The organism is Streptomyces sp. NPDC006458 (assembly GCF_040612135.1).
In the GTDB taxonomy this organism is placed as follows: domain Bacteria; phylum Actinomycetota; class Actinomycetes; order Streptomycetales; family Streptomycetaceae; genus Streptomyces.
Genome location: NZ_JBEXPR010000027.1, coordinates 55,972 through 78,609, shown reverse-complemented (window position 1 = coordinate 78,609; position 22,638 = coordinate 55,972). Strand labels below are relative to the sequence as shown.

Here is a 22,638-nt window from a genome sequence, read left to right as displayed (position 1 = left end):
AGGAGTGAGCGTAGCGGTACGGACAGAGGTGGCGTACTGGTTCGTCGCGCTCGAACTGTCCGCCAGAACAGGGCAGTTGCCGTTACGGCCGAGGTGGCAGGACGATTGCGCCGCGCGCGGGCGCGGCCCGGTGACGGACCTCGCTCACCAGGGTGCCGCGCGGGGGCGGTCCGGACGACGCCCTCACTCGGCCACGTGCCGCGCGGGACGCCCTGAGGGCGCCCCGCGGCATGTGCTTCGGCGAGGAAAGCGAGGGAACTCAGCTCGATTCAATTCGGGTGTTGAGAAGGAAGCCCCCTCATGGCCTCGCCGAGGCTCACGCTAGCAGTCACGCCGGGATCGCGTCGCGCAGGTTTTCCGGGGTCAGGACCCTGGAGTGCGGGTGCAGCCCCTCGGGGCGGGCCAGGCCGAGGAAGGTGACCGGGCCCTCGGGGAGTGTCGTGCCGTCCCAGAGCGTCACGGAGTCGGCCCGATCCGCCAGCAGGCCGACGAGATGACGGATCGTCAGGCTCTCGTGCTCCATGACGGCCCGCAGCAGAGCCCCCACCGTCAGACGGTTGCCTTCCACGGTGTTCCGCGCCGGGTCGCCCTTCAGGTACACATGCAGCCACTTGGCTTGCCAGCCGTCCGCGCCCCGGACGAACGCGACCGGCAGCGCGACCCGTCCGGGCCCGCGCAGCTCCGACTTCAGCCGTACGGTACGCGGTTCGAAGGGGCGGCCCCGCTGCTCGGCCTCGCGCAGCATGAAGCCGAAGAAGGACTCCCCGACCTCGTCGAAGCTCTCGCCCGAGTAGATGTCGACCTCCGGCACGAGGTACGTGCCGCGCACCGCGCCCAGCCGCAGATCGATGAACTCCGAAGCCCCGTCGGGTGCTTCGGTGATGTCACCGGAGTGCTCGCCCTCCACCTCCGTGAGCGAGGTCCACGACAGCCAGGCCATGGGTTCGTACTCGGCGTCGAGCATGACCGCCGACAGGTCGTAGTCGGTGGTGCGGCGCCGCTCCTTCCAGTACACGAAGAACCGCAGCAGCTCGCCCTCGACCCGCGACAGCGACCCGCGCGGCAGCACCCCGAGCCCCGAGGGGGCCGCGCGCCCGCTCAGCGGCAGCGCCACGTCCAGCATCCCGGGGTCGATCAGCAGATGACCGGGGTCGGGCAGCCGACGGGCGGTCTCCGCGTCCAGCGCGGCGATCAGCGCCTCCCGCTCCCGCTCGGGCACGGGCGCACGCGTGTCGTCCGCGACCCAGCCGCCACCGGCGCGGTTGACGAACACCCGTCGCCGGTCGGACTTCGCGGCGCGGTTGTGCAGGTGCTCGCGCACCGACAGCACGACCCGCCCGGAGACCTGTCCGACGGTCCGCAGCGCGGCCGCGACCACGGCGTCCCGCTGCTCCTGGTCCCGCGCCGAGCGCAGCAGCCGGTCGAGCCCGCGGTACAGCCTGCCGGGCGCGGACGTCAGCAGCTCCGCCGCCTCGGCCACCTGGCCCCCCTCCAGCAGCTCCTCGACGCGGCTGTCCAAGGACCGGACCCGCCGCTCGCCGCGTGCGACCTCGAACACGGCCGCCGCGTGCGGCCACTTCGGGTACTCGTGCGGATGCAGCCGCTCACCGAGCCGCTTCCACTGCTCGCCGTACGCCGGTACGTCGGTGAGCTTGGCCGGGGACGCCGCGACCACCGCGTCCAGCCCGCCCAGCAGGGCGCGCCGCACCGGCCGCGACAGGGCCCTGAAGCGCGTCGGCTCGCGCAGCGTCACATCGCCGTCCGACAGGGCGCAGGCCAGGCGCAGCACATCGGTGACCGTGTCCAGCAGCGGCGGGCAACCCACCTCCAGCCGGGCCCGGTTGACCACGGCCCGGTTCTCCCGGACGGGTATCTCCGCGGGCTGCGGGCCGTCGGCGCAGACACCGGCCAGGACCCGCAGATCCGCCAGCCGCTCCTCGCCGAGCGGGGTCACGCTGCCGGCCAACGCCAGATAGAGCGCGCCGGCCTCGCTCTCCAGGGCGTCGCCCAGGTGCAGCACGGTGATGCGGTCGCCCGCCGCGTCGATCAGCTCCTCGTGCGCCGCGAGCATCTCCTCGTACGCGTGGTGGTAGGTACCGTACGCCGGGAGGGTCAGCAGGTCCACGACGCCCTCGCGCAGCTGGTCCAGGGTGCCCGCGCGGGCGGCGGGGTCGGCGAGGGCGTCGGCGACGCAGCTCATCCAGAAGTCGAAGGTGTCCGGCACGTTGGCGGGGAAGTCCCGGAAGTACACGTTGTGCCGGACGTGGTCGCCCACCATCTCGCCCACGGTCCGAAGCGTCCACCGCCCCGTCTCGGCCACCGTCTCCTCGGGCAGCTCCGCCAGCCGCTCCAGCAGCTCGGCGGAGAGCTTGAACCCGACGGTCATCAGCGTGGCGTCCAACTGGCGTGCGGCGAACTCACCTTGACGTCCGGACCCGCTCGGCGGCGGGACGGGGACGCGGTGGGTGTGCCGTACGACGACCGAGGCGAGACCGTGATCCATTCGGTCATGCTGGCAGAGCGCCGCTCGGGACCGCACGCGGATATCCGCACGGCCGCGGGCCTTCACGCCGCTCCCGGACGGACCGGGGCTACAACTCGTAGTCCTCCGCGAGCGCCTCCCAGTCGATCCTGCGCAGTGCCGCGTCGGCGTCCTCGCCCGAGGGCACCGTCGTGGTCGGCTGGAACCACGCGACGGCGAGGGCGGAGCGGTACAGCACGGGTTCGTACTCCGGGGAGATCGCGGTGGACCGCAGGAGCCCCAGGCAGGCCACGGGCGGCAGCACCTCGACCGGGCCGAACGCCCCGGAGGTCGTCTGGTCCTGGTACTCCACGCAGGGCGGGACCAGATGGACCGGCCGGCCGGGGTGGTCCTGTCCGGCCTGGTGCAGCAGGCCCTTCGTCTTCATCATGTTGATCGGCTTGCAGGGGTAGCCCTCCAGCATCCCGCCGTACGTCGAGGACATGCGCAGTTCGGAGAGCTCGACGAGGCGGCCGGACGACAGGATGATGCGGCTCAGTGACATGGGGGCCCACCCTAGGGACGGAAAGGCGGCGGCGCATGTTCTTACGTGGCGCGAGGCGGCGGCGCGAGGCGGAGGAGCTCCGGGCGAAGTTCGTCGCGAACCGGGACAAGGTCCGGGCCTGGCAGGAGCGTTGGGACTGTCCCGAGGTCGAGTGGCCGCCGTTCACCGAGACGCCGTTCCCCCACGTGGTCGCGCCGTGGGATCTCGCGGACTGGCTGGAGCGGCGCGCGCCCCATCTGGTCCGGTACGAGTGGCTTCTGGAGGCCCGGCCCGTCGCGCGGGGCGTCGGCGAGCTCATCGGGCACTGGGAGTTCGGCGCGGGCCACCGTTTCGAGCAGCTGAGGATCCGCTTCCGCAGCGTCCTCGACCCGGACTACCTGGCCGAGAAGCTGGCCCTCGGCATCCGCGCCGCCGGTCTCAAGGGCTGGCGGGAGGAGGACGTCCAGGGGCTGTACGACTGGCTGCACGAAGGTGTGTCGAGCCTCGTCGGCACCGGCATGGTGCACGGGAGACACCGCACCGGATTCGTGATGAACGACCTGACCTGCGCCGCGGTCAGCCGCACCGAGGTGATCACCGAGGTCCGCAGCACGCTCACGGACACGGCCATGGACGGCACCCCGCTGAAGCCCGACGGCAGCTTCTAGCGCACCCGGCCGCCCGCGACTGCGCATCCCGCCGCCCGTGACCGCGTACCCGGCTGCTCGTGACCGCGCACCCGCCGCCCGTGACCGCGTACCCGGCCGCCCGCGACTGCGTACCCTGCCGCCCGCGACCCCCCGTACCCGGCCGCTCGGGCGCGACCTCTCAGCGGCTCAGGCGCACTCTCCCAGCCGCTCGGGCGGTGCCCTCCCGGGGCCGGTCAGGAATGAAGAAGCGCCCGCGCCCGAGCGGTGTCTAGGGTGGCCCTCGTACGCCCGCGGACGCGCCCCGGCGCCCGGCGCGCGGTATGCCCCACTGTGGGCTAGCATGCCCGACGGTCGCCGGTCGGCCCGCCGCCCCCGGCGCCCCGCGCAACAGATGGAGACAGGATGAGCAGGGCCAGGAAGACGGACACGCAGCCGGACGGCCGGCCGACGCCGCACCTCGCCGACAGCCACGAGCTGATCCGGGTCATCGGCGCCCGCGAGAACAACCTCAAGGACGTCAGCGTCGAGATCCCCAAGCGCCGTCTGACCGTGTTCACGGGCGTGTCCGGCTCCGGCAAGAGCTCCCTGGTGTTCGACACCATCGCGGCAGAGTCGCAGCGGCTGATCAACGAGACGTACAGCGCGTTCGTGCAGGGCTTCATGCCCTCCCTCGCGCGGCCCGAGGTCGACGTCCTGGACGGCCTGACCACCGCGATCATCGTCGACCAGAAGCGGATGGGCGCCGACCCCCGCTCCACCGTCGGCACCGCCACCGACGCCAACGCGATGCTGCGGATCCTCTTCAGCCGCCTCGGCGAGCCGCACATCGGCCCGCCCAGCGCCTACGCCTTCAACGTGCCCTCGGTCCGCGGCAGCGGCGCGATCGCCGTCGGCGACAAGAAGGCCGTGAAGGCCACGTACAGCCGCACCGGCGGCATGTGTCCGCGCTGCGAGGGCCGCGGCACCGTCTCCGACATCGACCTCACCCAGCTCTACGACGACTCCAAGTCGCTCAACGAGGGCGCCCTCACCATCCCCGGCTACACCATGGACGGCTGGTACGGCCGGATCTTCCGCGGCTGCGGCTTCTTCGACCCGGACAAGCCGATCCGCAGGTTCACCAAGAAGGAACTGCACGACCTGCTCCACAAGGAGCCGACCAAGATCAAGGTCGAGGGCATCAACCTCACCTACGAGGGGCTGATCCCGAGGATCCAGAAGTCGATGCTGTCCAAGGACCTCGACGCCCTCCAGCCGCACATCCGGGCGTTCGTCGAGCGGGCGACGACCTTCATGACCTGCCCCGAGTGCGACGGCACCCGGCTCGCGGAGGGCGCCCGCGCCTCGAAGATCAAGGGCATCAGCATCGCCGAAGCCTGTGCGATGCAGATCAGCGACCTCGCTGAATGGGTCGGCACGCTCAAGGAGCCCTCGGTGGCGCCGCTGCTCCAGTCGCTGCGGCACACGCTGGAGTCCTTCGCGGAGATCGGCCTCGGCTATCTCTCCCTGGACCGGCCGGCCGGCACCCTCTCGGGCGGCGAGGCACAGCGCGTGAAGATGATCCGCCACCTCGGCTCCTCCCTCACCGACGTCACCTACGTCTTCGACGAGCCCACCACCGGCCTGCACCCGCACGACATCCAGCGGATGAACGACCTGCTGCTGCGCCTCCGCGACAAGGGCAACACCGTCCTCGTCGTGGAGCACAAGCCGCAGACCATCGCGATCGCCGACCACGTCGTCGACCTCGGACCGGGCGCCGGTACCGCGGGCGGCACGGTCTGCTTCGAGGGCACGGTCGAGGGCCTGCGCGCCGGCGAGACGGTCACCGGCCGCCATCTCGACGACCGGGCCGCGGTGAAGGAGTCCGTGCGCAAGGCCGGCGGCGCGCTGGAGATCCGCGGGGCGAGCGAACACAACCTCCAGGACATCGACGTGGACATCCCGCTGGGCGTTCTGACCGTCGTCACGGGCGTCGCGGGCTCCGGCAAGAGCTCCCTGGTGCACGGCTCGATCCCCGACGACGAGGGCGTGGTCTTCGTCGACCAGGGCGCGATCCGCGGCTCCCGGCGCAGCAACCCGGCCACGTACACCGGGCTGCTGGAGCCGATCCGCAAGGCCTTCGCCAAGGCCAACGGCGTCAAGCCCGCCCTGTTCAGCGCCAACTCCGAGGGCGCCTGCCCCACCTGCAACGGCGCCGGAGTCATCTACACCGACCTGGCGATGATGGCGGACGTGTCCACCGTCTGCGAGGACTGCGAGGGCAGGCGCTACGACGCCTCGGTCCTGGAGTACCACCTCGGCGGCCGCGACATCAGCGAGGTGCTCGCCATGTCGGTGGCCGAGGCCGAGGAGTTCCTCGGCTCCGGCGAGGCCCGCATCCCCGCCGCCCACAAGATCCTCCAGCGACTGGCCGACGTCGGCCTCGGCTACCTCACCCTCGGCCAGCCGCTCACCACGCTGTCCGGCGGCGAGCGGCAGCGGCTGAAGCTCGCCACACACATGGCGGACAAGGGCGGCGTCTACGTCCTCGACGAGCCGACCACCGGCCTGCACCTGGCCGATGTGGCCCAACTGCTCGGCCTGCTGGACCGGTTGGTCGACTCCGGCAAGTCGGTCGTCGTGATCGAGCATCACCCCGCGGTCATGGCCCACGCCGACTGGATCATCGACCTCGGCCCCGGCGCCGGCCACGACGGCGGCCGGATCGTCTACGAGGGCACACCCGCCGACCTGGTCGCCGCCCGCTCCACGCTCACCGGCGAGCACCTCGCGGACTACGTGGGCGCCTGAACGTGACCCGACGGGGTCCGGTCCGAGCCTGACCCGGCCCCGTCCGGTCCGAGCCTGACCCGACGGGGTCCGGTCCGAGCCTGACCCGGCCCCGTCCGGTCCGGTCCGGTCCGGCCCGGCCCGGACCCGGCCCCACACCGCGGGCGTGGCCGCACGACCGGCTACGCCCCCGGCAGCACCCCCTTGCGGAACTTCTCCACGCCGTCGACCCGGCGGACATGGTGGGGCTCGATGTAGACCGCCACGCGCGTCTCCCCGGGGACCAGCCACGGGAAGCTGTCCGTGCCGAGATAGGTGCGCGCGAGCCGGTCCATGACGAGCACGGCCGCGTCGCCCTCGACGAACCGCACCGCACGCCCCCGGATCTCCACCCGGTGATACGGGTTCTCCGCGTCCATACAGGCCAGCGACACCCGCGGATCGCGCCGCAGATTCTCCTCCTTGACCCGGCCGACCGAGGTGTTGACGACGATCAGCCCGTCCTCCAGTCCGGCCCACATCGGCGTCAACTGCGGCGACCCGTCCGCGTTGAGCGTCGCCATCTGCCAGAACCTGGCCTCCGTGAGCCAGGTGCGCGTCAGTTCGTCCAGGGCCACGGGCTCGGGGTGCATGGGGCGGCTCCTTCTTCGGTTGCGGGACGCCTGCCTCCCTACCCGCGCCGGACTCCGCGGACTCCGTCGGCGGGCCCGCCACGTCAACCCCGCCGGCGGGCGAGGAACGTGGCGAACATCCGGGTGGCGGACCCGCCCGCCCGCTGCACTACTCGCGCGGTGACCTCGAATCCCGCCCGGTCCAGCAGTCCCGCGATCCGGTCGGCGGGGAGCAGGTACGACGCGTACGACACGGGACGGCCGCCGTAGGCACGCGCCGGACGCAGAGTCTCACCGTCGCCCGCGTGACCGGAGAGCAGCAGGTGTCCGCCGGGTGCGAGGGTGCGCCGGAACTCCGCGAACACCAGGGGCAGTTCGCCGGGCGGTGTGTGGTGGGTGGAGTAGTAGGCCAGGATGCCGCCCAGTTCACGGTCATCGAGCTCCAGCCCCGTCATCGTGCCCACGTGGAACCGCAGGCCGGGATGCTCCCCGCGGGCCAGCTCGATCATCCGGGGTGAGAGATCGACGCCGAACACGTCCACGCCCAGTCCGGCCAGATGGGCCGTCACCTTTCCCGGTCCGCACCCGAGATCAGCGACGGGCCCACGGGCGTCGGCCCGCACCAGCTCGGCGAAGGCGGCCAGCATGTTCCGCGACAAGGGGTCGAGTTCGGCGGGGGACTTGACGGATGCGGCGTATTCGGCGGCGACGGTGTCGTACGACTCCCGGATCGCGGCAAGGTACGAGGGCTCGGTCACCGGCCCATCCTGCTACGCCTGGCGGGGCCTGGGAGTGGGCGGGGCGGCGGGCGCCCCACCCTGGACCGCGCGGCGGACGCCGTCACCCCGTCGAGGGAGCGCGAGCACGGCCGAACCGGGCCGCTTCACCGCCCCCACCCTCGTCGTCCACGGAAGCACCGACCGGATGGTCGGTCCCCCACCGGCGGCCGCGCCACTGCCGACGCCGTCCCGGGCGCCCGGCGGCCGGTACGTGGAGGTCACCGGCATGGGCACCACCTCGCCCGGCCGCCTCGACCGGCGGTCCTACCGGCGGCCGCGCCGTCGCCCGACGCCGTCCCCGGGCCCACGGGGCCCGGCACGTGGAGATCACCGGCATCGACCACCACCTCGCCCCGGCCGCCCTGGACCGTCTCGTCGGCCTCGCCACCCGCCTCGGCCTCGCCACCCGCCTCGCCCATACCCACGGAGCCGCCGTCACCGTCCCCGATTCCGTATGACCGGCGAGCCGTTCACCTCCCCGAGCGCGGTCGTGCCGCGCGCGGGGGACGTGGGTTCGATCATTCGCCGGACCGTGTGATCCACCCCGCTCCCGCGCCACCCGGTGTCGGGAACGCGCGTTGGGGTTGCCGTGCGCGCAGCCGCGGAGACGGTTCTGCCGGGACCTCGGGCCGCCACCCGACGAACACGCCGGTCACACAGGGGAGCCCGTATGTACGCCGACCCATCCGCGGAACGGGGCGGCGGCTCCGGAAGCGGGACGCGTGCGACCCTGCTGCGCGCGCTGCACGACAGCGCCGGGGCCGCGCTCCCGGCGGCCCCCACGGCGCTCACGCCCGTGTCCGCGTTCGACGCGCTCTACGTCTACGCCGCCCCGGGCTGGTGCACCAGGCGTATCTGCTGACCGGCTGCCGCCGACTGGCCTTCGAGTCCGTCGAGCACGCCTTCCCGCAGGCCTGGGAGCACTGGCCCGAGGTCGCCAGGGATCCCGACCCCGTCGGATGGACCCGGGCCAGGACGCACGACTACGCGCTGTCGCCCTGGCACCGCTTGCGCCGGGTACCCGGCCGCCCCGGCCCGGCCCCGGCGGACCCGGTGCTGGGCGCGCTGCTGGCCCTCCCCCCGCGACACCGCCGTACCGCCGTGCTCTGCGACGGTCTCGGGCTCACCGTCTTCGAGGCGGCCGCCGAGACCGAGGCCAGTACCGCCGCCGTGCGCGGCAGGCTGCGGCACGCGCGCACGACGCTCGCCGCCACCCCGGAGGCGGCCCGCGGGGCGCTCCGGGCGCGGGTCGGACAGGAGGCGGCCGCCACCCTCGCGCACCCGCGGTCCGTGCGCGCGAGCAGCGAGCGGCGGCTGCGGCTGATGACCCGTTCGGTGACCGCCGTGACCGTGGTTCTCGCCGTTCTGGTCGGGGTGTTCGTTCAGATCGGCCGATGACGTTCTTTCTCCCGGAGACCGCGCCGAGGCGGGGTCCGCTGTGCAAGGATGATCGAAGCCTTAGCCCAAGGGAGACGCAGCGTGAGCGGTGCCGGTGAGGGAGTCGGGTACGACGGCCTGAAGGTCGATCGAACGGGTCAGGCGGAGGCCTTCGACGCCATCGGCGACCGCTACGACGAGGCCTTCCCCCACAAGGAGGGCCAGGTCCGGTCCGCCGAATGGCTGGTGGGACGGCTGACGTCCGGGGCCAGGGTGCTGGACCTGGGCTGCGGCACCGGTCTGCCGACCGCGCGCCAGCTCGCCGACGCGGGCTGCGAGGTCGTCGGCGTCGACCTGTCGCACGGAATGGTGGAGCTGGCCCGGCGCAATGTGCCCGGCGCCGAGTTCCAGCGCGCGGACATCGCCGACCTGCGTTCCGGCGGCCCGGTCGACCTGGGCCGCTTCGACGGGGTCGCGGCCTTCTTCTCGCTGCTGATGCTGCCGCGCGCCGAGATCCCCCTCGCCCTGGAGACGATCCACGGCCTGCTCAAGCCGGGCGGCCACCTGGTCGTGTCGATGGTCGAGGCCGACCTCGACGACTTCGCGATCCCCTTCCTCGGCAGCACCATCCGCGTCACCGGCTATCTGCGCGACACCCTGCGCGAGGTCGTCGAGTCGGCGGGCTTCCACATCGAGGAGGAGTCCTCGTACACCTACGCCCCGGAGAGCTCCGACGTTCCTCCGGAGGAGCAGATCTTCCTGCGCTGTACGAGACTCGACTGAGCGGGCGGACCGGGGTGCGGGAGAGCACGTGCCGATGTCAGCAGATGCGGCGGGGGCCGAACGGGCACTCGGCCTGATACCGATGGACAGGTGTCCGTGCACACAGTCAGAGTCGGCGGTGTTGCGATGATCGGCGCACGGTACGGCTCCAGCCGCGGCCGGCGTGAGCGGAGCGGGCGTCCCCCGGGCGACGCCGGCACCGGGCGGCTGCGCTTCCTCGACACCGCCACCCGGCGGATCGCCCGCGGGCTGAGCGCCGACGAGACGCTGGCCGAGCTGTGCAGAGCGGCCGTTCCCCTGTTCGCCGACCTGGCCGTCGTCCACCTGTACGACCCGCTGCCGGTCGGCGACGGACCTCCCGCGAGCCCGGCCCAGCTCAAGCTGCACACCGTCTACCGGACCTCGGCACCCACCGCCGAGACCCCGCCCCACGTCCTGTCCGGCCCGCTGGCCAAGCTGCTGCGGGCCGGGCGCCCCGTCTTCGGCAACAGCCCCGGCTGCGCCGGCGCGGCCGCCGAGCTGCTGGCCTCGGCCGACATATCCGAGGACGTGCCCCCCGGGCGACGGATGATCATCGCCCCGCTGCGCGGCCGCCATCACGTCCTCGGCAGCCTCGCCCTCGTGCGCAACCGGGGACACCACGCCTACACAGGCGACGACCTCCTCGTCGCCTCCCAGCTCGCCACGCACGCGGCGCTCGGCGTCGACAAGGCGCTGCTGCACGGCCAGGAGGCGTCCGTCGCCGACACCCTCCAGCGCACCATGCTGCCGCCCTCGCTGCCCGCGCTCGTCGGCGTCCAGCTGGCCAGCCGCTATCTGCCCGCCTCCCGGACCGCCGAGGTGGGCGGCGACTGGTACGACGCCATATCGCTGCCCGGCAACCGCGTCGCCCTCGTCATCGGCGACGTCATGGGCCACTCCCTCACCTCGGCCGCGATCATGGGTCAGCTCCGCACCGTCGTCCAGACCCTGGCCGGCCTCGACCTCCCTCCGCACGAGGTCCTGCACCACCTCGACGAACAGGCCGGACGTCTCGGCAGCCAGCACCTCGCCACTTGCCTCTACGCCGTCTACGACCCCGTCTCCCGGCGCCTGCTGATGGCCAACGCCGGACACCCGCCCCCGCTGGTGCTCCACCGCGACGGCAGCGCGGAAGTCCTCACCCTGCCGTCCGGAGTGCCGATCGGTGTGGGCGGAGGCGACTTCGAGACCATCGAGATGCCCGCCCCCACCGGATCCACCCTCCTGCTCTACACCGACGGCCTGGTCGAGTCCCGCGGCTCCGACATCCAGTCCGGCATGACCCGCCTGCGCCGCCGCCTGCGCGCCCTCGGCGCCGATGGACCGCCCCCGCTGGAACCCCTGTGCGAGGCCGCCCTCAGCACCCTGGAGGAGGCCGACCGCGAGGACGACGTCGCCCTGCTCGCCGCACGCTTCGAGGGCCTGCGGCCCGAGACCGCCGCCAACTGGTACCTCACCCCGCACCCGCGCACCGCGAGCCAGGCCCGCCGCCTCGCCCGCAGGACCCTGCACCGCTGGGGCCTGGACCCGCTCACCGACACCACCGAGCTGCTGGTCACCGAGGTCGTCGCGAACGCCGTCCGCGTCACCACCCGGCCGCTCACCCTGCGGCTGCTGCGCACCGACGTCCTGCGCGTCGAGGTCCGCGACGACTCCCCGCAACTGCCGCGCCTCGGCCACGCCGGGCTCGACGACGAGGGCGGCCGCGGCCTGTTCCTGGTGGACCAGTTCTCCCTGTGCTGGGGCGTCAACCGGGTCAGCGGCGGCAAGATCGTCTGGTTCGAGCAGCGCCTGCCCGGACCCTCATCCGGGCGGCTCCCCCGCGGGACGTGACCGGACCCGGGCAGCGCCTTCGTTCGGGGCTCGGCGTCCCGACGACCTTCCCTGGCGCGCCCGGGGCCCGAGCGACAGCCGCTCCACCGGCCGCGGCCGGTGGAGCATGTCCGCCGGAGATCGCCCTCACTGCGGCCACTCCTGCACCGAACGCGCCGCCCGCCGCAGCGCGTCCCGGCACGCCACGACCGCCGGATGCCGACCGCGCCCCTGCCGTACGACCGTGAAGACGCGCCGCGTGCGCTGACCCCGGGGCAGTCGGCGCAGCGCGACGGTCGGCGGCTGCCCGGCCCACACCAGGCCCGGCAGGAACGCCGCCGCGTGCCCCAGCTCGACGAGCCGCACATGGAGCAGCAGATCGGTGGTCTCGAACCGTACGTCCGGCTCGAAGCCCGCGTTGCGGCACAGCGTCACCGTCCAGTGCCGGGCGGCCGTGCCCCGCGGCTCCATCACCCAGGGGCTGTCGGCCACCGAACGCAGCGCCGCCGTCGGGCTGTCGGAGACGGTCGCGTGGCCGTCGCCCGGCAGGGCGAGGTGCAGCGAGTCGTCGAGCAGATCCGCCTCCTCCAGCCCGGCGGGCCGAGGGCGGGGGTTGCCCGGGTACTCCTCGGCGACGACCAGGTCGAAGTCCCGTGCCAGCAGGGCGGGCAGCGCCTTCTCCGGCTCCCACTGCGTGATCTGCACCCGCAGCATCGGGTGCTCGTCGCGCAGCAGCCCCAACGCCGTGGGGACCAGGGCCAGCGCGGCCGTCTGGAACGCCGCGATGCGCACCGTCCCGGTCAGATCCGTCAGCGACGCCGCGATGTCGGCCTCCGCCTGCTCCAGCCGCTCCAGGACCGCCTCGGTGTGGGCGACCAGGATCTCGGCCTGCGCGGTCAGCCGCACCCGCCGCCCGACCGGCTCCAGCAACGGCACCCCCACCTCGGCCTCCAACTGCGACAGCTGCTGGGAGACGGAGGACGGGGCGTAGGACAGGGCCGAGGCCACGGCGGCCAGAGTGCCGCGATGCTTGAGCTCGCGCAGCAGGCGCAGTCGGTGCAGATCGAACACGGCCCTCCTCCCGGTGACATGCTGAATCATCGGTTCCGTCGACGACTATAGGTCGGAAACATCCGCTGGACCGATCGGAGTCCGCCGTACGAGGCTGAACCCGTGACCGACACCCCTTCCTCCCCGCCCTGGTACGCCCGCCCGGACGCCCGCGGCTGGCGCACCGACCCCGCGCCCGCCGAGGTACGCGACTTCCACACCGGCCTGCCCGGCTACCGGCCCACCCCGCTCATCGAACTCCCTTCCCTGGCAGCCGAGTTCGGGGTCGGCCGAGTCTTCGTCAAGGACGAGTCGGCGCGGCTGGGCCTGCCCGCGTTCAAGGCGCTGGGCGCGACCTGGGCGATCCACCGTGCCCTCGCCGAACGGGCCGCCGAAGGCGCCGAGCCGGGCCCGGTCACCCTGATCGCCGCCACCGACGGCAACCACGGCCGCGCGGTCGCCCGCACCGCGCGTCTGCTGGGCCGGCGCGCCCGTGTCTTCGTGCCGCGCGGTGTGCACGCGCGGGCCGTCGCCGCCATCGAGGGCGAGGGCGCCCGGGTCACCGAGGTCCCGGGCTCCTACGACGACGCCGTGCTCCGGGCGGCCGAGGCGGCGGCCGAGCCGGACACCCTCCTGATCCAGGACACCGCCCTGCCCGGCTACGAACGCATCCCGCGCTGGATCGTCGACGGCTACTCCACCCTCTGCGCCGAGACCGACGAGCAGTTGACGGCCGCTCGGGCCGGCGACGGGCCCGGCCTGGTCGTCGTGCCCGTGGGCGTGGGGTCCCTCGCCCAGGCCGTGGTCACCCACTACCGCAGCCGCCCTTCGGACCACGCGCCGGCCCTGCTGTCGGTGGAACCGCGCACCGCGGCCTGCCTGCTGAGGAGCCTGACCCTCGGCGAGCCCGTCGGTGTCACCACCGGCGAGACCACCATGGCCGGCCTGAACTGCGGCACCCCGTCGAGCCTCGCCTGGCCCCACCTGTGGCACGGGTTGGACGCGGCGGTCGCCGTCACCGATGCCGAGAGCGCCCGCGCGGCCGCGGACCTCGACGCCCTCGGTGTCTCGTCCGGCCCGTGCGGCGCGGCGCCGCTCGCCGGTCTGCGGGCCGCGCTCACCGGGAGGGGCGCGGCGGACCGCCGTAGCGCGCTGGGACTCGACGCCCACTCGGTGGTCGTCCTGCTGAGCACGGAGGGCGCGGCCGCCAACCCGCACTCCGGCGCGTCGCCCGCCGCCCCGGCATGCTGAGCCACCTGGCCGCCGCGTTCGGCGTCCTCGGACTGCTCACCGTCGTGCCGGGCCCGGACACGGCGATCGTGACCCGGCGCGTGCTCGCGGCCGGACCCGGGGACGCGCTGCGCACCGTCGGCGGGATCGCGACCGGGCTGCTGCTCTGGGGCGCCCTGACCGTGGCCGGGCTCGCGGCGGTGCTCGCCGCGTCGCCGCCGGCGTATCTCGCGGTGAAACTCTGCGGCGCGGGCTACCTCGTGTTCCTCGGCGGGCAGGCGCTGTGGCAGACCCGAACGCGCCACGCTCCCGGGGACGTCTCACCGCCGGCCGCCGCCGGACACCCCTGGCGGACAGGACTGCTCGCCAACGCCCTCAACCCGAAGATCGCCGTCTTCTACACCGGACTGCTCCCCACCCTGGCCCCGCCCCGGCTCCCCGCCGCCTGGGCCATGACACTCCTGGTCCTCGTCCATGTCGTCCTCACCCTGGTCTGGCTGGGCACGTACGTGTTCCTGCTGGCCAAGGCCGGGCCGCTGCTGGACCGACCGCGCACCCGCAGGGCGCTCGGGCGCGTCACGGGGGCGGTGCTGATCGGCTTCGGCCTGGCGGTGGCGACCTCCGCCACCTGATCCGACGGCAGCGGCCGGGAGCGATGTCAGTGCCGCCTGCCATGATGCTGATCAACATCCACAGCACGGGAGCGGCTCATGCTGGAGCAGGCGGTACGACCCATTGTCGAGGCCATCGTCGCGAAGGGCCCGCAGGGCTGGACCGAGGCGGTCATGCACGCCCGGTCGGGACGCGGTGGCTCCTCGGTGACGGGTGGCTACACCCCGCGCGGCACTCCGTGGGGGCCCAGCCTGCCCCACCCGTTCGCGGAACTCATGGCCCTGGCCGAGGCGTTGCGGGAGGAGCGCGGCTGGGAGCCGGTGAGCATGGAGATACGCTGCCGTCCCTCCGGCGAGTACCGGTTCACCGCCTTCCACGACAGCGTCGCCTGCGTCGGCGGAGGGATGAGCGGCTTCCAGGCGGTCCTGGACCCCGACTACCGGCTGCCCCAGCCCGGCCTGTCCCAGGAGGCCGGAGTTGCCCCTCCCACGGGCGACCCGGACTTGGCCGTGGCCCGCTTCCACGCCTATCTCGACCGCCGCGCCGAGATCCTCGGCACCCGCGACGAACTGCCGCCGCCCGCCACGGAAGCCGAGATGGCCGAGGCCGAGCAGCGCATCGGCCGCCCGCTGCCCGCCGACCTGCGCGCCCTCTACCTGATCGCCGACGGCGACGCCGTCGCGCACCACAGCAGCTCGCTTTTCTCGCACAACCTCTGGCTCCCGCTGAGCAGTCTGGTCGCGGAGCATGTCGAGTGGAGCGCGGGGGAGCGGCCCTGGTACGGCTGGGACCTGGAATGGGAGGCGGTCGTCTTCGACGCGGCCCCCACCGACACCGTGCGCCGCTGCGGCGCCCACCCCGGCTGGCTGCGCTTCGCCACGAGCGAGGACGGCAACTACCTGGCCGTCGACACGGCACCAGCACGCGACGGGCACCCGGGCCAGATCATCAGAACCGGCCGCGACTACGACGAGGGCCCCGCCCACGTCGCCGACTCGGTCACCTCGCTGCTCGGCCGCTACCTGGACCTGCTGGACCAGGGCCGGTACGAGCGGGACGGCGACTACCTCACCCTGCTCGAACCCGGCCACGACTCCGGGACCCAGCAGATCATCGGCGCCGTCCCCGACGCCGTCCCGCCCACCCTCCAGGCCATCCACATCAACGACGCCACGGGCCCGGTCGACCTCGCGCCCCTGACCGCCGCGCCCCACCTCCGCCGCCTGCACCTCAACCGCTCCACGACGACCGACCTGACACCGCTGCGCACCCTGCCGGTCGAGTCCCTGCGCGTCACCCTCGCGGAAGGCGACCTGTCCCCGCTGGCGGGCCACCCCCACCTCACCTCCCTCGACCTCACCACCACAGCGCCGATCGCCCTCGCCCCCCTGCGGAGCGTGCCGCACCTGCGCGGCCTCGACCTCTCGGCGGCCGAGGTCACGGACCCGGCCACGCTGACCGACCTGACGGAGCTGCGCTACCTCGCCCTGACGGCCGATCAGTGGACGACCGTCCTGGCCGAGGCGCCGCCCGCTCTCGCCGCGGCCCGGCTCGCGGACCAGGACGCGAGCTTCGAAGAGGCGCTGACGTGGGCCGCCCGCCTCGGCCTCGACACCGGGGACGCCCTTTCCTTGAGCGGCAGCCTGATCAGTGCGTTGTGACGCGGCGCCGAGAGGGTGCCCGGCGGCGGTCCGGGCGGCGGGTTTGTAGCATGACGGTATGTCGGACACGAGCACGCGACTGCGGGTGGGTGGAGCCTTCGGGTACCTCCTGCTCATCGCCGCGCTCGTCCTCGGCGTGTTCGCGATGCACACCATGGGCCACCCGGAGCACACCTCGGGCCCGGCGGCGGGAGGCGTTCTCCACGCGGCCTCCGCCACCCATCACGGCGACATGGCACAGGTGATGGCCGACGACCGGGCCCCGGCCGCGCCGTCGGCGGACCAGCCCGTGACGGCCATGGACGTGCTGTCCGTCTGCGTGGCCGTCCTCACCGGATGGCTGTACGTGCTGTTCCTGTGTGCGGCGGCCGGCCGTGGGGAACGGCTGACGGCGCTGCTCGCCCGAGCCCTGGCCGTACGGCGGCGCTCCGCCCCGCCACCCCCCATACCTCTCCTCGCTCAGCTCTCGGTGCTGCGGATATAGGCCGGACCGCGGCGCGGGCCTCGTCCCGCCCGCGCACACGGCGCGTTCCGCATGTCACCCGACACACCTGAACGAACGAGGTACTTCGACCATGACTGCCCACACCCCTGCCCTGAGCCGCCGTCGTACGGCGATCGTGACCGCCGTCGTTGCTTGCGGGCTGCTGCTCGCCGCCTGCGGCGGCAACGAGATGGAGGGCATGGACCACGGGAGCGACAGCTCCGCCTCCGCCTCCGTCACGCCGGCCGCGGGGCACGATCCGGCGCCCGGCGCCTTCAACGACGCGGACGTCACGTTCGCGCAGGCGATGATCCCGCACCACCAGCAGGCCCTGGAAATGGCCCGGCTCGCGGACGGCCGGGCCTCCGACGCGGAGATCAAGACCCTCGCCGCCGCCATCGAACAGGCCCAGGACACCGAGATCCGGACCATGAAGTCCTGGCTGAAGGCCTGGGGCCGGCCCGAGTCCGCCGACGCGAGCATGCCCGGCACGCACCACGGCTCCAGCGGCTCGGACCACTCCCGGATGTCCGGCATGATGTCCGCCGACGCGATGCGGAGGCTTCGGGCCGCCCAGGGCACCGCCTTCGACCGGATGTTCGCCGAGCTGATGATCGAGCACCACCAGGGTGCCATCGCCATGGCGGAGGACCAGCGGAAGAACGGTCGCGACGCCACCGCCCAGGAGCTCGCCGCGGACGTGGTCGAGAACCAGTCCGCCGAGGTCGAGAAGTTCCGGCGGATCCTCGACCGCCTCTGATCCGCGTCACCACTGCCTGACCGGCCGCCCGCGCTTCGAGGCTCACCCCGAGAAGCCCGGGCGGCCGGCCCACGCGGTCCGGTCAGGGCGGCGACCGTGATCACCCCACGGCTCAGCCGCCTTCGTCGCCTCCCGAGCCCATGGCGGCGGAGGCGGTCTCCAGCCGCAGGTTCCACCGCCCCGCCCGGCCCGTGAGACGCACGGCACTCAGCGGCGGCACGTCCACGCGCCAGAAGGACTCCGGCGGCGCGGCCAGAGCATGGACGACCGCGGCCCGCGCCACGGCCTGTTCGACCACCGCCACCACCCGCCCCGCGTCGGACGGCAGCGCGTCGAGCCACGCGGTGACCCTGGCGCACACGTCGGCCACGGACTCACCACCGTGCGGCGCGGCCCGCGGGTCACCGAGCCAGGCCGCGAACCCGGCGGGGTCCCCGGCCGAGACCTCCTCGGGCGTCAGGCCGTACCAGCGCCCCATCTCCAGGTCACGCAGGGCCGGTTCGGCGGCGACGGTCTCCCAGCCGAGCGCCTCGACGGTACGGCGGCACCGCTGCGAGGGCGCGCACAGGCGGAGGTCGGCGGCAGGCCGGAGCGCGGCCGTCGTACCGGCGTGCCGCAGTGCCCGCTCGTCCGGCGGGGCGTCGGCGAAGCGCACATCCCGCCCGGCCGGCGCGGCCGCGCACAGCAGGGTGAGCCGGATGGTCATGGCGGCACCTCCTCGCCGGACGGACACCGGCCGGCCCATCGTAGGTGGCGCACGCCATGTTGGCTGAAGTGCCTCTTGCCTCTACGATCTGGGCGACAACAGAAGACGACGGCGCTTCGGAAGTCCGGTGCAAGCCCGGTACGGTCGCGCCACTGTGTGCCGCAGGCTCCTGCCCCCCACCGGGGGCGGGGGGATGGCGGTGAGTCAGACCCGAAGCCGTCGTCGAGTGCTCCACAGACACGGGACGCGTGTTCCCGAGGAGGTCTCGCCATGGCGCAGTCCACTGCCGCCCCTGCCCCCGCCGCCCTGCCCGGTGCGGCTCCGCTGCCCGTCCGGGCCGTCCTGCCCTGGGCCGTGTTCTTCGGCCTGATGATGCTCGTCCTGCTCTACTTCGTCGGCGCCGAGCAGGGCGCCTTCGCCGTCTTCTCCGGTGAGGGCGTGCACGAATGGGTGCACGACGGCCGTCACCTGCTCGGCTTCCCCTGCCACTGACGGGGATCCCACACCGATGAACTCCACCATCGTGCGCACCCTGTTGGTGCGCGGCATGCTCGCGGGCCTCTGCGCCGGCGTACTGGCCTTCGTCTTCGCCTATCTGGTCGGCGAAGGCCCCGTCGACGCGGCGATCGCGTTCGAGGAGGCGAACTCCCACCACGCCCACGGCGGGGAAGAGTTGGTCACCAGGTCGATGCAGTCGACCGCGGGACTGGCCACCGGCGTCCTCGTCTTCGGCGTGGCCGTCGGCGGCATAGCCGCCCTCGCGTTCTGCTTCGCGCTGGGCCGCGTCGGCCGCTTCGGCCCCCGGGCCACGGCAGCGCTGACCGCGCTGGCGGCCTTCCTCACCCTCTACCTGGTGCCCACCCTGAAGTACCCGGCCCAGCCGCCCGCCGTCGGCAACCCCGACACCATCGGACAGCGGACCGCCCTGTACTTCCTGATGATCGCGCTGAGCGTCCTGCTCGGCATCGCGGCCGTCCTGCTGGGACGCCGCCTCGCCCCGGCGTGGGGCAACTGGAACGCCTCCATCGCGGCCGGGGCGGCCTTCGCGGCCGTCGTGACCGTGGCCATGGTGTTCCTGCCGTCCGGTGACAACGTCCCCGAGGGGTTCCCCGCCACCGATCTCTGGGAGTTCCGCATGGCCTCCCTCGGTGTCCAGGTGATCCTCTGGGCGACGCTCGGCCTGCTCTTCGGCCACCTCGCCGAGCGCGTGCTGGAGCCGAGGCCCGCCACCGCGACACCCGGTCGCGGAGCGGAGCTGTCCGCCCCGGCCTGACCCGCCAAGGCGCCGCGCATGGCGTCCACGCCCGGACCGGCCGGGGGCGCGCCCGCCCGGTCCAGGCGTATCGGGTACCCGCCAACCCGGTCCAGGCGTATCGGGTGCCCGGACGGTGCCGCGCTCAGGGACCCATTCGGGTCACCGGGACGGGACACCCGCCGGGGATCGTGCCCGGGCCGCCGGGCCGCGGGTTCACTGGCCGCATGCCCTTCGAAAAGTACGGTGTGCTGTCCGGGACCCTCCACCGCCACTACCGCGACCAGCCCGACAACCAGGGCCGATGGTTCCACGTCAATGTGGAGGTGGACGCGCCCGGCGGGCGCTACCACTGTGCCGTGGACGTCGACAGCCACAAGTCCAACGTGGGTGTGCAGTGGAAGACGTTCACCCTGAACCCCACTGCCCTCGGGCCGGTCGCCGTCCTCGCGGCCGGGTACCACGACCTCGTGTCCGCGCCCGGTTCCGGAGCGCTGGACTACCTGCGGCATCCGGCGCTCGTGGACCGCTCGGGCGTGCTGTTCCAGCGCCGTCCCCCGTCCTGGCTCCAGGACCTCCTCGACCTCTTCGGCGCCCGGCCCTGGCACGCGGGGTCCAACGTGGACGCCGCCGCCGCACTGGAACCGATGCTGGTGCCCGGCCGACGGGTGCTGGTGTTCGGGGAGCCGTTCACGGACGACCCGCAGGGCGACCTCGGCATGCACAACGTCCACCAGAACCAGGGCGATCCGGCCGGCTCCCAGTGGTGGGACGAGAACGGCGTCTGGCAGGACGGCGCCACCCTCAGCCGCCGCCCCGACGGCCGCTACGACGTCTTCCTGAACAAGTTCTCCAGCCAGGCCGACCACACCGACAACGCGGGACACCCGGTCATGTGAGCGGCTGCGTGGATTCCTGCCGGGGGCCGGGCCAGCCGACCGTCAGGGGGATCAGATGCGCCTGCCCCTGGACGAGCAGTGTCATCGCCCGGCCGGTGCGCGCGTCGAGCGGACCGCTGTGGTCGAGGCCCAACGAGCGTGCCAGCTCGGGGGAGTGGAGCCGGGTCGCCGCCTCCAGCAGCAGGGCGTAGGCCTCCACAGCCCGTCGGCCGCGCTGCCGTGCGGTCACGAACAGCCCGACGACGAGCAGCGCCGCGGGCCACCACAGCACGGCGGCCGCCGTGTACAGCACGCCCCAACCGGCAAGCACCGCGGCCCTGCCGACAGCGTCCCGGGCCTCCTTGATCTCGGTGCGCACCTGTTCGGGCAGCGCGATCCACAAGTGCGGCCAGACGCTCGGCAGATCGAGCCCGCACTCCCGCTGGAAACGGGTCACGACCGCGTGGATCCGGTCGCCCATCCAGGTGGGGCGCGCGGGGCGCTCCTGGGCGACGGCCAGGACCTCGCGCAGCGCCAGTTCCAGATCGAGGTCGGTCACCTCGGAGGGCGTGCCGCCGGGGATACGGCCGAGCAGGTACCTCTGCCGCAGCGCGGTCTCGGCGCCGTGGGCGTCGTCCCAGAGTCGGCGCCGGGCCAGGACCCGCAGCAGGGCGAGGCGTCGCAGGGGGCGCGGCCAGGACTGCCAGTCCTCGGCGAGCCAGAGGCGTTCGGCCAGTGAGCCTACGGCGGTGGCGGCGAGCCCCGCGGCGGCGGCGAGCACCGCGAACACGATCAGCCGCAGCAGCGCGGAGGCGTCGTCCCGCGGAGCCGTCAGCGCCGAGACCCGGTCGGATAGCGGCCCGAAGGCGAAGCCGTCCAGGTGGCGGGCGGCCGCCAACGCGCACAGATACAGCGCGCCCGGCAGGACGAGCAGGGTCAGCCAGCGTTCGGCGAACTTCTTGCCGACCTCAGCGAGCAGGCCGGTCACAGCGCCGACCAGTCGAGATCCTCGCCGAACAGCGCGCAGTGGGGGCGTGCGGCGGCCGTCGGGTCGGGCTGCACCATCCGGGCGCAGTGTCCCTTCGGGCAGTGGAAGACGATCTCCGCCCGCCGCACCGGCCCGAGCCCGCCCGAGGAGACGGCGTAGCCTCCTCGGTCCGCCCCTCCGTACAGCCCGACGACGTCCCCGGCCGCCTGGAGCGCGGTGTGCAGGATGTCGAGCAGCGGCCTCATCCGCGCGGTGTCGGCGTCCCCGGACCGCAGGAGAGCGAGGACGGCGTCGAGCGGGGCCGGATCGTCGAGGATCTGCCGGAGGTCGCTGGAGTTCTCACAGATGTAGGCGATGGCCGTTCTCTCCACGGGCTCACCCTAGGGCCAACCGGACGCCGAGGCAGGCGAGTTGGCCGCGACGGGGCCCTTCGGTGGTCCTCGGCCCGTGCCGGGCCGGGCGGGCCGGAGGGCGAGCCGGGCGGCGGCCCGTCTCACGGAGTGGCTCGGCGGGCCCGGGGTGTCGTGACCGGCGTCGCGCCCGGGCCGGGGAAGAGGACCTGCGCGTCCGCGCGGTTCACCCCGGCGGCCTCCGCTTCGTCGTGGCCGTTCGCGAAGTACTGGCGCGCCGCGGTGGGCGCCAAGGGCCGGCCGCCGCCGAACGGCACATGCCCGGGGCGGGCGGGGGCGACCCGCCGCGGGCCGGTCCGCGCCCCGGCCGTCTCCCGCTGCCGCGGGCCTCAGCCGGGGGCCGGCTCGTAGCCGCTGATCACGTACTCCTCCTCGTCGTCGACCGCGTTCGCGTCCCAGTCGAGGGTGATGCGTTCCGGGCGGCCGTCGGGGGCGTACTCGGCGGCGGTGTCGGCGCCCTCGTCGCGGGCCCGGTCCAGCGCCTTCAGGAGGTCGCCGATGGTGGGGACCTGGCCAGGGGAGTGCGCGACCAGGCGTCGACCGCTCTCGTCGAGGCCGCGTGCCCGCGCGACCTCGTGGTTCTCGACCGTGATCCGGAAGCGTCCGATCAACGCGCGTTCGCCCTCACCGGAGTTGAGGGTGTACGTGTACGAGGCGGGCTCGGACCAGCGCGGCGGGGCACCGTGCCCCTCGCCGCCGCCGCACGCGGACAGCGGCGCTCCGATCAGTGCGGCGGCGAGGACGGCGAGGGCACGGCGGGGTACGGCGGTCATGGCGGAGTCCCTTTCGATCACGAC

General features: G+C 73.5%; 24 protein-coding genes and 1 riboswitch. Of the genes, 15 read left to right on the top strand and 9 right to left on the bottom strand.

Annotated features, from left to right (window positions below; translation table 11 throughout):
* Positions 1 to 328 precede the first annotated feature (328 nt).
* Positions 329 to 2,503: a hypothetical protein gene (locus ABZZ79_RS30645; RefSeq protein ID WP_356694247.1), complete on the bottom strand. Its 2,175-nt coding sequence runs from the start codon at positions 2,501 to 2,503 to the stop codon at positions 329 to 331.
* Positions 2,504 to 2,591: 88 nt separating this feature from the next.
* Complete coding sequence (locus ABZZ79_RS30640) at positions 2,592 to 3,026, bottom strand: hypothetical protein (RefSeq protein ID WP_356694245.1); 435 nt, start codon at positions 3,024 to 3,026, stop codon at positions 2,592 to 2,594.
* Between the two features lie 35 nt (positions 3,027 to 3,061).
* On the opposite strand from ABZZ79_RS30640, the gene ABZZ79_RS30635 reads away from it, so the two are divergent.
* Positions 3,062 to 3,673 carry a hypothetical protein gene (locus tag ABZZ79_RS30635; protein ID WP_356694243.1) on the top strand — a complete coding sequence of 204 codons (612 nt, stop codon included), beginning with the start codon at positions 3,062 to 3,064 and terminating at the stop codon, positions 3,671 to 3,673.
* 384 nt (positions 3,674 to 4,057) lie between these two features.
* Positions 4,058 to 6,448: an excinuclease ABC subunit UvrA gene (locus ABZZ79_RS30630; RefSeq protein WP_356694241.1), complete on the top strand. Its 2,391-nt coding sequence runs from the start codon at positions 4,058 to 4,060 to the stop codon at positions 6,446 to 6,448.
* A gap of 161 nt (positions 6,449 to 6,609) precedes the next feature.
* Here the strand turns inward: ABZZ79_RS30630 and ABZZ79_RS30625 are convergent, their stop codons facing one another.
* Positions 6,610 to 7,059, bottom strand: coding sequence for a PPOX class F420-dependent oxidoreductase (locus tag ABZZ79_RS30625; protein WP_356694239.1), 450 nt, complete (start codon positions 7,057 to 7,059; stop codon positions 6,610 to 6,612).
* Between the two features lie 83 nt (positions 7,060 to 7,142).
* Complete coding sequence (locus ABZZ79_RS30620) at positions 7,143 to 7,796, bottom strand: class I SAM-dependent methyltransferase (RefSeq protein ID WP_356694237.1); 654 nt, start codon at positions 7,794 to 7,796, stop codon at positions 7,143 to 7,145.
* 341 nt (positions 7,797 to 8,137) lie between these two features.
* On the opposite strand from ABZZ79_RS30620, the gene ABZZ79_RS30615 reads away from it, so the two are divergent.
* From ABZZ79_RS30615 to ABZZ79_RS30595, 5 genes are all read left to right on the top strand, one after another.
* Entirely contained in the window at positions 8,138 to 8,275 is a 138-nt protein-coding gene (locus ABZZ79_RS30615; RefSeq protein WP_356694235.1) for a hypothetical protein, read from the top strand.
* 212 nt (positions 8,276 to 8,487) lie between these two features.
* Positions 8,488 to 8,679, top strand: a complete 192-nt coding sequence (locus ABZZ79_RS30610) for a hypothetical protein (protein ID WP_356694233.1) — start codon at positions 8,488 to 8,490, stop codon at positions 8,677 to 8,679.
* Entirely contained in the window at positions 8,658 to 9,215 is a 558-nt protein-coding gene (locus tag ABZZ79_RS30605; RefSeq protein ID WP_356694231.1) for a hypothetical protein, read from the top strand. Before ABZZ79_RS30610 ends, ABZZ79_RS30605 begins: the two co-directional genes overlap by 22 nt.
* A gap of 81 nt (positions 9,216 to 9,296) precedes the next feature.
* Entirely contained in the window at positions 9,297 to 9,977 is a 681-nt protein-coding gene (locus tag ABZZ79_RS30600) for a class I SAM-dependent methyltransferase (protein ID WP_356694229.1), read from the top strand.
* 126 nt (positions 9,978 to 10,103) lie between these two features.
* Positions 10,104 to 11,831 (top strand): SpoIIE family protein phosphatase, encoded by a 1,728-nt coding sequence (locus tag ABZZ79_RS30595; RefSeq protein WP_356694227.1) that lies wholly within the window; start codon positions 10,104 to 10,106, stop codon positions 11,829 to 11,831.
* A 126-nt stretch (positions 11,832 to 11,957) separates the two neighbouring features.
* Here the strand turns inward: ABZZ79_RS30595 and ABZZ79_RS30590 are convergent, their stop codons facing one another.
* Positions 11,958 to 12,881: a LysR substrate-binding domain-containing protein gene (locus tag ABZZ79_RS30590; protein WP_356694225.1), complete on the bottom strand. Its 924-nt coding sequence runs from the start codon at positions 12,879 to 12,881 to the stop codon at positions 11,958 to 11,960.
* A gap of 102 nt (positions 12,882 to 12,983) precedes the next feature.
* Between ABZZ79_RS30590 and ABZZ79_RS30585 the strand changes: the two genes are divergently transcribed.
* From ABZZ79_RS30585 to ABZZ79_RS30565, 5 genes are all read left to right on the top strand, one after another.
* Positions 12,984 to 14,111 carry a diaminopropionate ammonia-lyase gene (locus ABZZ79_RS30585; RefSeq protein WP_356694223.1) on the top strand — a complete coding sequence of 376 codons (1,128 nt, stop codon included), beginning with the start codon at positions 12,984 to 12,986 and terminating at the stop codon, positions 14,109 to 14,111.
* Positions 14,105 to 14,722 (top strand): LysE family translocator, encoded by a 618-nt coding sequence (locus ABZZ79_RS30580; RefSeq protein ID WP_356694221.1) that lies wholly within the window; start codon positions 14,105 to 14,107, stop codon positions 14,720 to 14,722. The genes ABZZ79_RS30585 and ABZZ79_RS30580 overlap by 7 nt, the downstream gene beginning before the upstream one ends.
* Before the next feature lie 78 nt (positions 14,723 to 14,800).
* On the top strand, positions 14,801 to 16,363 hold the full coding sequence (locus ABZZ79_RS30575; protein WP_356694219.1) for an SMI1/KNR4 family protein: 1,563 nt from the start codon (positions 14,801 to 14,803) through the stop codon (positions 16,361 to 16,363).
* Positions 16,364 to 16,421: 58 nt separating this feature from the next.
* Complete coding sequence (locus ABZZ79_RS30570) at positions 16,422 to 16,847, top strand: DUF6153 family protein (protein WP_356694217.1); 426 nt, start codon at positions 16,422 to 16,424, stop codon at positions 16,845 to 16,847.
* 91 nt (positions 16,848 to 16,938) lie between these two features.
* Complete coding sequence (locus ABZZ79_RS30565; protein WP_356694215.1) at positions 16,939 to 17,607, top strand: DUF305 domain-containing protein; 669 nt, start codon at positions 16,939 to 16,941, stop codon at positions 17,605 to 17,607.
* Positions 17,608 to 17,719: 112 nt separating this feature from the next.
* On the opposite strand, the gene ABZZ79_RS30560 is transcribed toward ABZZ79_RS30565, so the two are convergent.
* The gene (locus tag ABZZ79_RS30560; protein ID WP_356694213.1) at positions 17,720 to 18,313 is read right to left on the bottom strand and encodes a histidine phosphatase family protein; all 594 of its coding nucleotides are present in this window, start codon (positions 18,311 to 18,313) and stop codon (positions 17,720 to 17,722) included.
* 123 nt (positions 18,314 to 18,436) lie between these two features.
* Positions 18,437 to 18,522: riboswitch (cobalamin riboswitch) on the top strand.
* Positions 18,523 to 18,583: 61 nt separating this feature from the next.
* Here ABZZ79_RS30560 and ABZZ79_RS30555 point away from each other — a divergent pair.
* The 3 genes from ABZZ79_RS30555 (at position 18,584) to ABZZ79_RS30545 (ending at position 20,464) form a co-directional block, all read left to right on the top strand.
* Complete coding sequence (locus tag ABZZ79_RS30555; RefSeq protein WP_356694211.1) at positions 18,584 to 18,805, top strand: CbtB-domain containing protein; 222 nt, start codon at positions 18,584 to 18,586, stop codon at positions 18,803 to 18,805.
* Between the two features lie 16 nt (positions 18,806 to 18,821).
* The gene (locus ABZZ79_RS30550; protein ID WP_356694209.1) at positions 18,822 to 19,586 is read left to right on the top strand and encodes a CbtA family protein; all 765 of its coding nucleotides are present in this window, start codon (positions 18,822 to 18,824) and stop codon (positions 19,584 to 19,586) included.
* Positions 19,587 to 19,792: 206 nt separating this feature from the next.
* On the top strand, positions 19,793 to 20,464 hold the full coding sequence (locus ABZZ79_RS30545; RefSeq protein ID WP_356694207.1) for a DUF2278 family protein: 672 nt from the start codon (positions 19,793 to 19,795) through the stop codon (positions 20,462 to 20,464).
* On the opposite strand, the gene ABZZ79_RS30540 is transcribed toward ABZZ79_RS30545, so the two are convergent.
* The 3 genes from ABZZ79_RS30540 to ABZZ79_RS30530 all read right to left on the bottom strand — a co-directional run bounded on the left by ABZZ79_RS30540 (position 20,457) and on the right by ABZZ79_RS30530 (position 22,614).
* Entirely contained in the window at positions 20,457 to 21,431 is a 975-nt protein-coding gene (locus ABZZ79_RS30540; protein WP_356694205.1) for a hypothetical protein, read from the bottom strand. The two genes, ABZZ79_RS30545 and ABZZ79_RS30540, sit on opposite strands and share 8 nt — an antisense overlap.
* A complete protein-coding gene (locus tag ABZZ79_RS30535; protein ID WP_356694203.1) occupies positions 21,428 to 21,802 on the bottom strand; it encodes a hypothetical protein in 375 nt (124 codons plus the stop codon). The genes ABZZ79_RS30540 and ABZZ79_RS30535 overlap by 4 nt, the downstream gene beginning before the upstream one ends.
* Before the next feature lie 368 nt (positions 21,803 to 22,170).
* On the bottom strand, positions 22,171 to 22,614 hold the full coding sequence (locus tag ABZZ79_RS30530; protein ID WP_356694201.1) for a DUF6174 domain-containing protein: 444 nt from the start codon (positions 22,612 to 22,614) through the stop codon (positions 22,171 to 22,173).
* Between the last annotated feature and the right edge of the window lie 24 nt (positions 22,615 to 22,638).

What these genes read in the sequence shown, in the direction of transcription:
- ABZZ79_RS30645 (WP_356694247.1), bottom strand. Translation starts at nt 2,503, where the DNA reads ATGGATCACGGTCTCGCCTCGGTCGTCGTACGGCACACCCACCGCGTC.
- ABZZ79_RS30640 (WP_356694245.1), bottom strand. Translation starts at nt 3,026, where the DNA reads ATGTCACTGAGCCGCATCATCCTGTCGTCCGGCCGCCTCGTCGAGCTC.
- ABZZ79_RS30635 (WP_356694243.1), top strand. Translation starts at nt 3,062, where the DNA reads ATGTTCTTACGTGGCGCGAGGCGGCGGCGCGAGGCGGAGGAGCTCCGG.
- ABZZ79_RS30630 (WP_356694241.1), top strand. Translation starts at nt 4,058, where the DNA reads ATGAGCAGGGCCAGGAAGACGGACACGCAGCCGGACGGCCGGCCGACG.
- ABZZ79_RS30625 (WP_356694239.1), bottom strand. Translation starts at nt 7,059, where the DNA reads ATGCACCCCGAGCCCGTGGCCCTGGACGAACTGACGCGCACCTGGCTC.
- ABZZ79_RS30610 (WP_356694233.1), top strand. Translation starts at nt 8,488, where the DNA reads ATGTACGCCGACCCATCCGCGGAACGGGGCGGCGGCTCCGGAAGCGGG.
- ABZZ79_RS30595 (WP_356694227.1), top strand. Translation starts at nt 10,104, where the DNA reads ATGATCGGCGCACGGTACGGCTCCAGCCGCGGCCGGCGTGAGCGGAGC.
- ABZZ79_RS30580 (WP_356694221.1), top strand. Translation starts at nt 14,105, where the DNA reads ATGCTGAGCCACCTGGCCGCCGCGTTCGGCGTCCTCGGACTGCTCACC.
- ABZZ79_RS30575 (WP_356694219.1), top strand. Translation starts at nt 14,801, where the DNA reads ATGCTGGAGCAGGCGGTACGACCCATTGTCGAGGCCATCGTCGCGAAG.
- ABZZ79_RS30570 (WP_356694217.1), top strand. Translation starts at nt 16,422, where the DNA reads ATGTCGGACACGAGCACGCGACTGCGGGTGGGTGGAGCCTTCGGGTAC.
- ABZZ79_RS30565 (WP_356694215.1), top strand. Translation starts at nt 16,939, where the DNA reads ATGACTGCCCACACCCCTGCCCTGAGCCGCCGTCGTACGGCGATCGTG.
- ABZZ79_RS30560 (WP_356694213.1), bottom strand. Translation starts at nt 18,313, where the DNA reads ATGACCATCCGGCTCACCCTGCTGTGCGCGGCCGCGCCGGCCGGGCGG.
- ABZZ79_RS30555 (WP_356694211.1), top strand. Translation starts at nt 18,584, where the DNA reads ATGGCGCAGTCCACTGCCGCCCCTGCCCCCGCCGCCCTGCCCGGTGCG.
- ABZZ79_RS30550 (WP_356694209.1), top strand. Translation starts at nt 18,822, where the DNA reads ATGAACTCCACCATCGTGCGCACCCTGTTGGTGCGCGGCATGCTCGCG.
- ABZZ79_RS30545 (WP_356694207.1), top strand. Translation starts at nt 19,793, where the DNA reads ATGCCCTTCGAAAAGTACGGTGTGCTGTCCGGGACCCTCCACCGCCAC.
- ABZZ79_RS30530 (WP_356694201.1), bottom strand. Translation starts at nt 22,614, where the DNA reads ATGACCGCCGTACCCCGCCGTGCCCTCGCCGTCCTCGCCGCCGCACTG.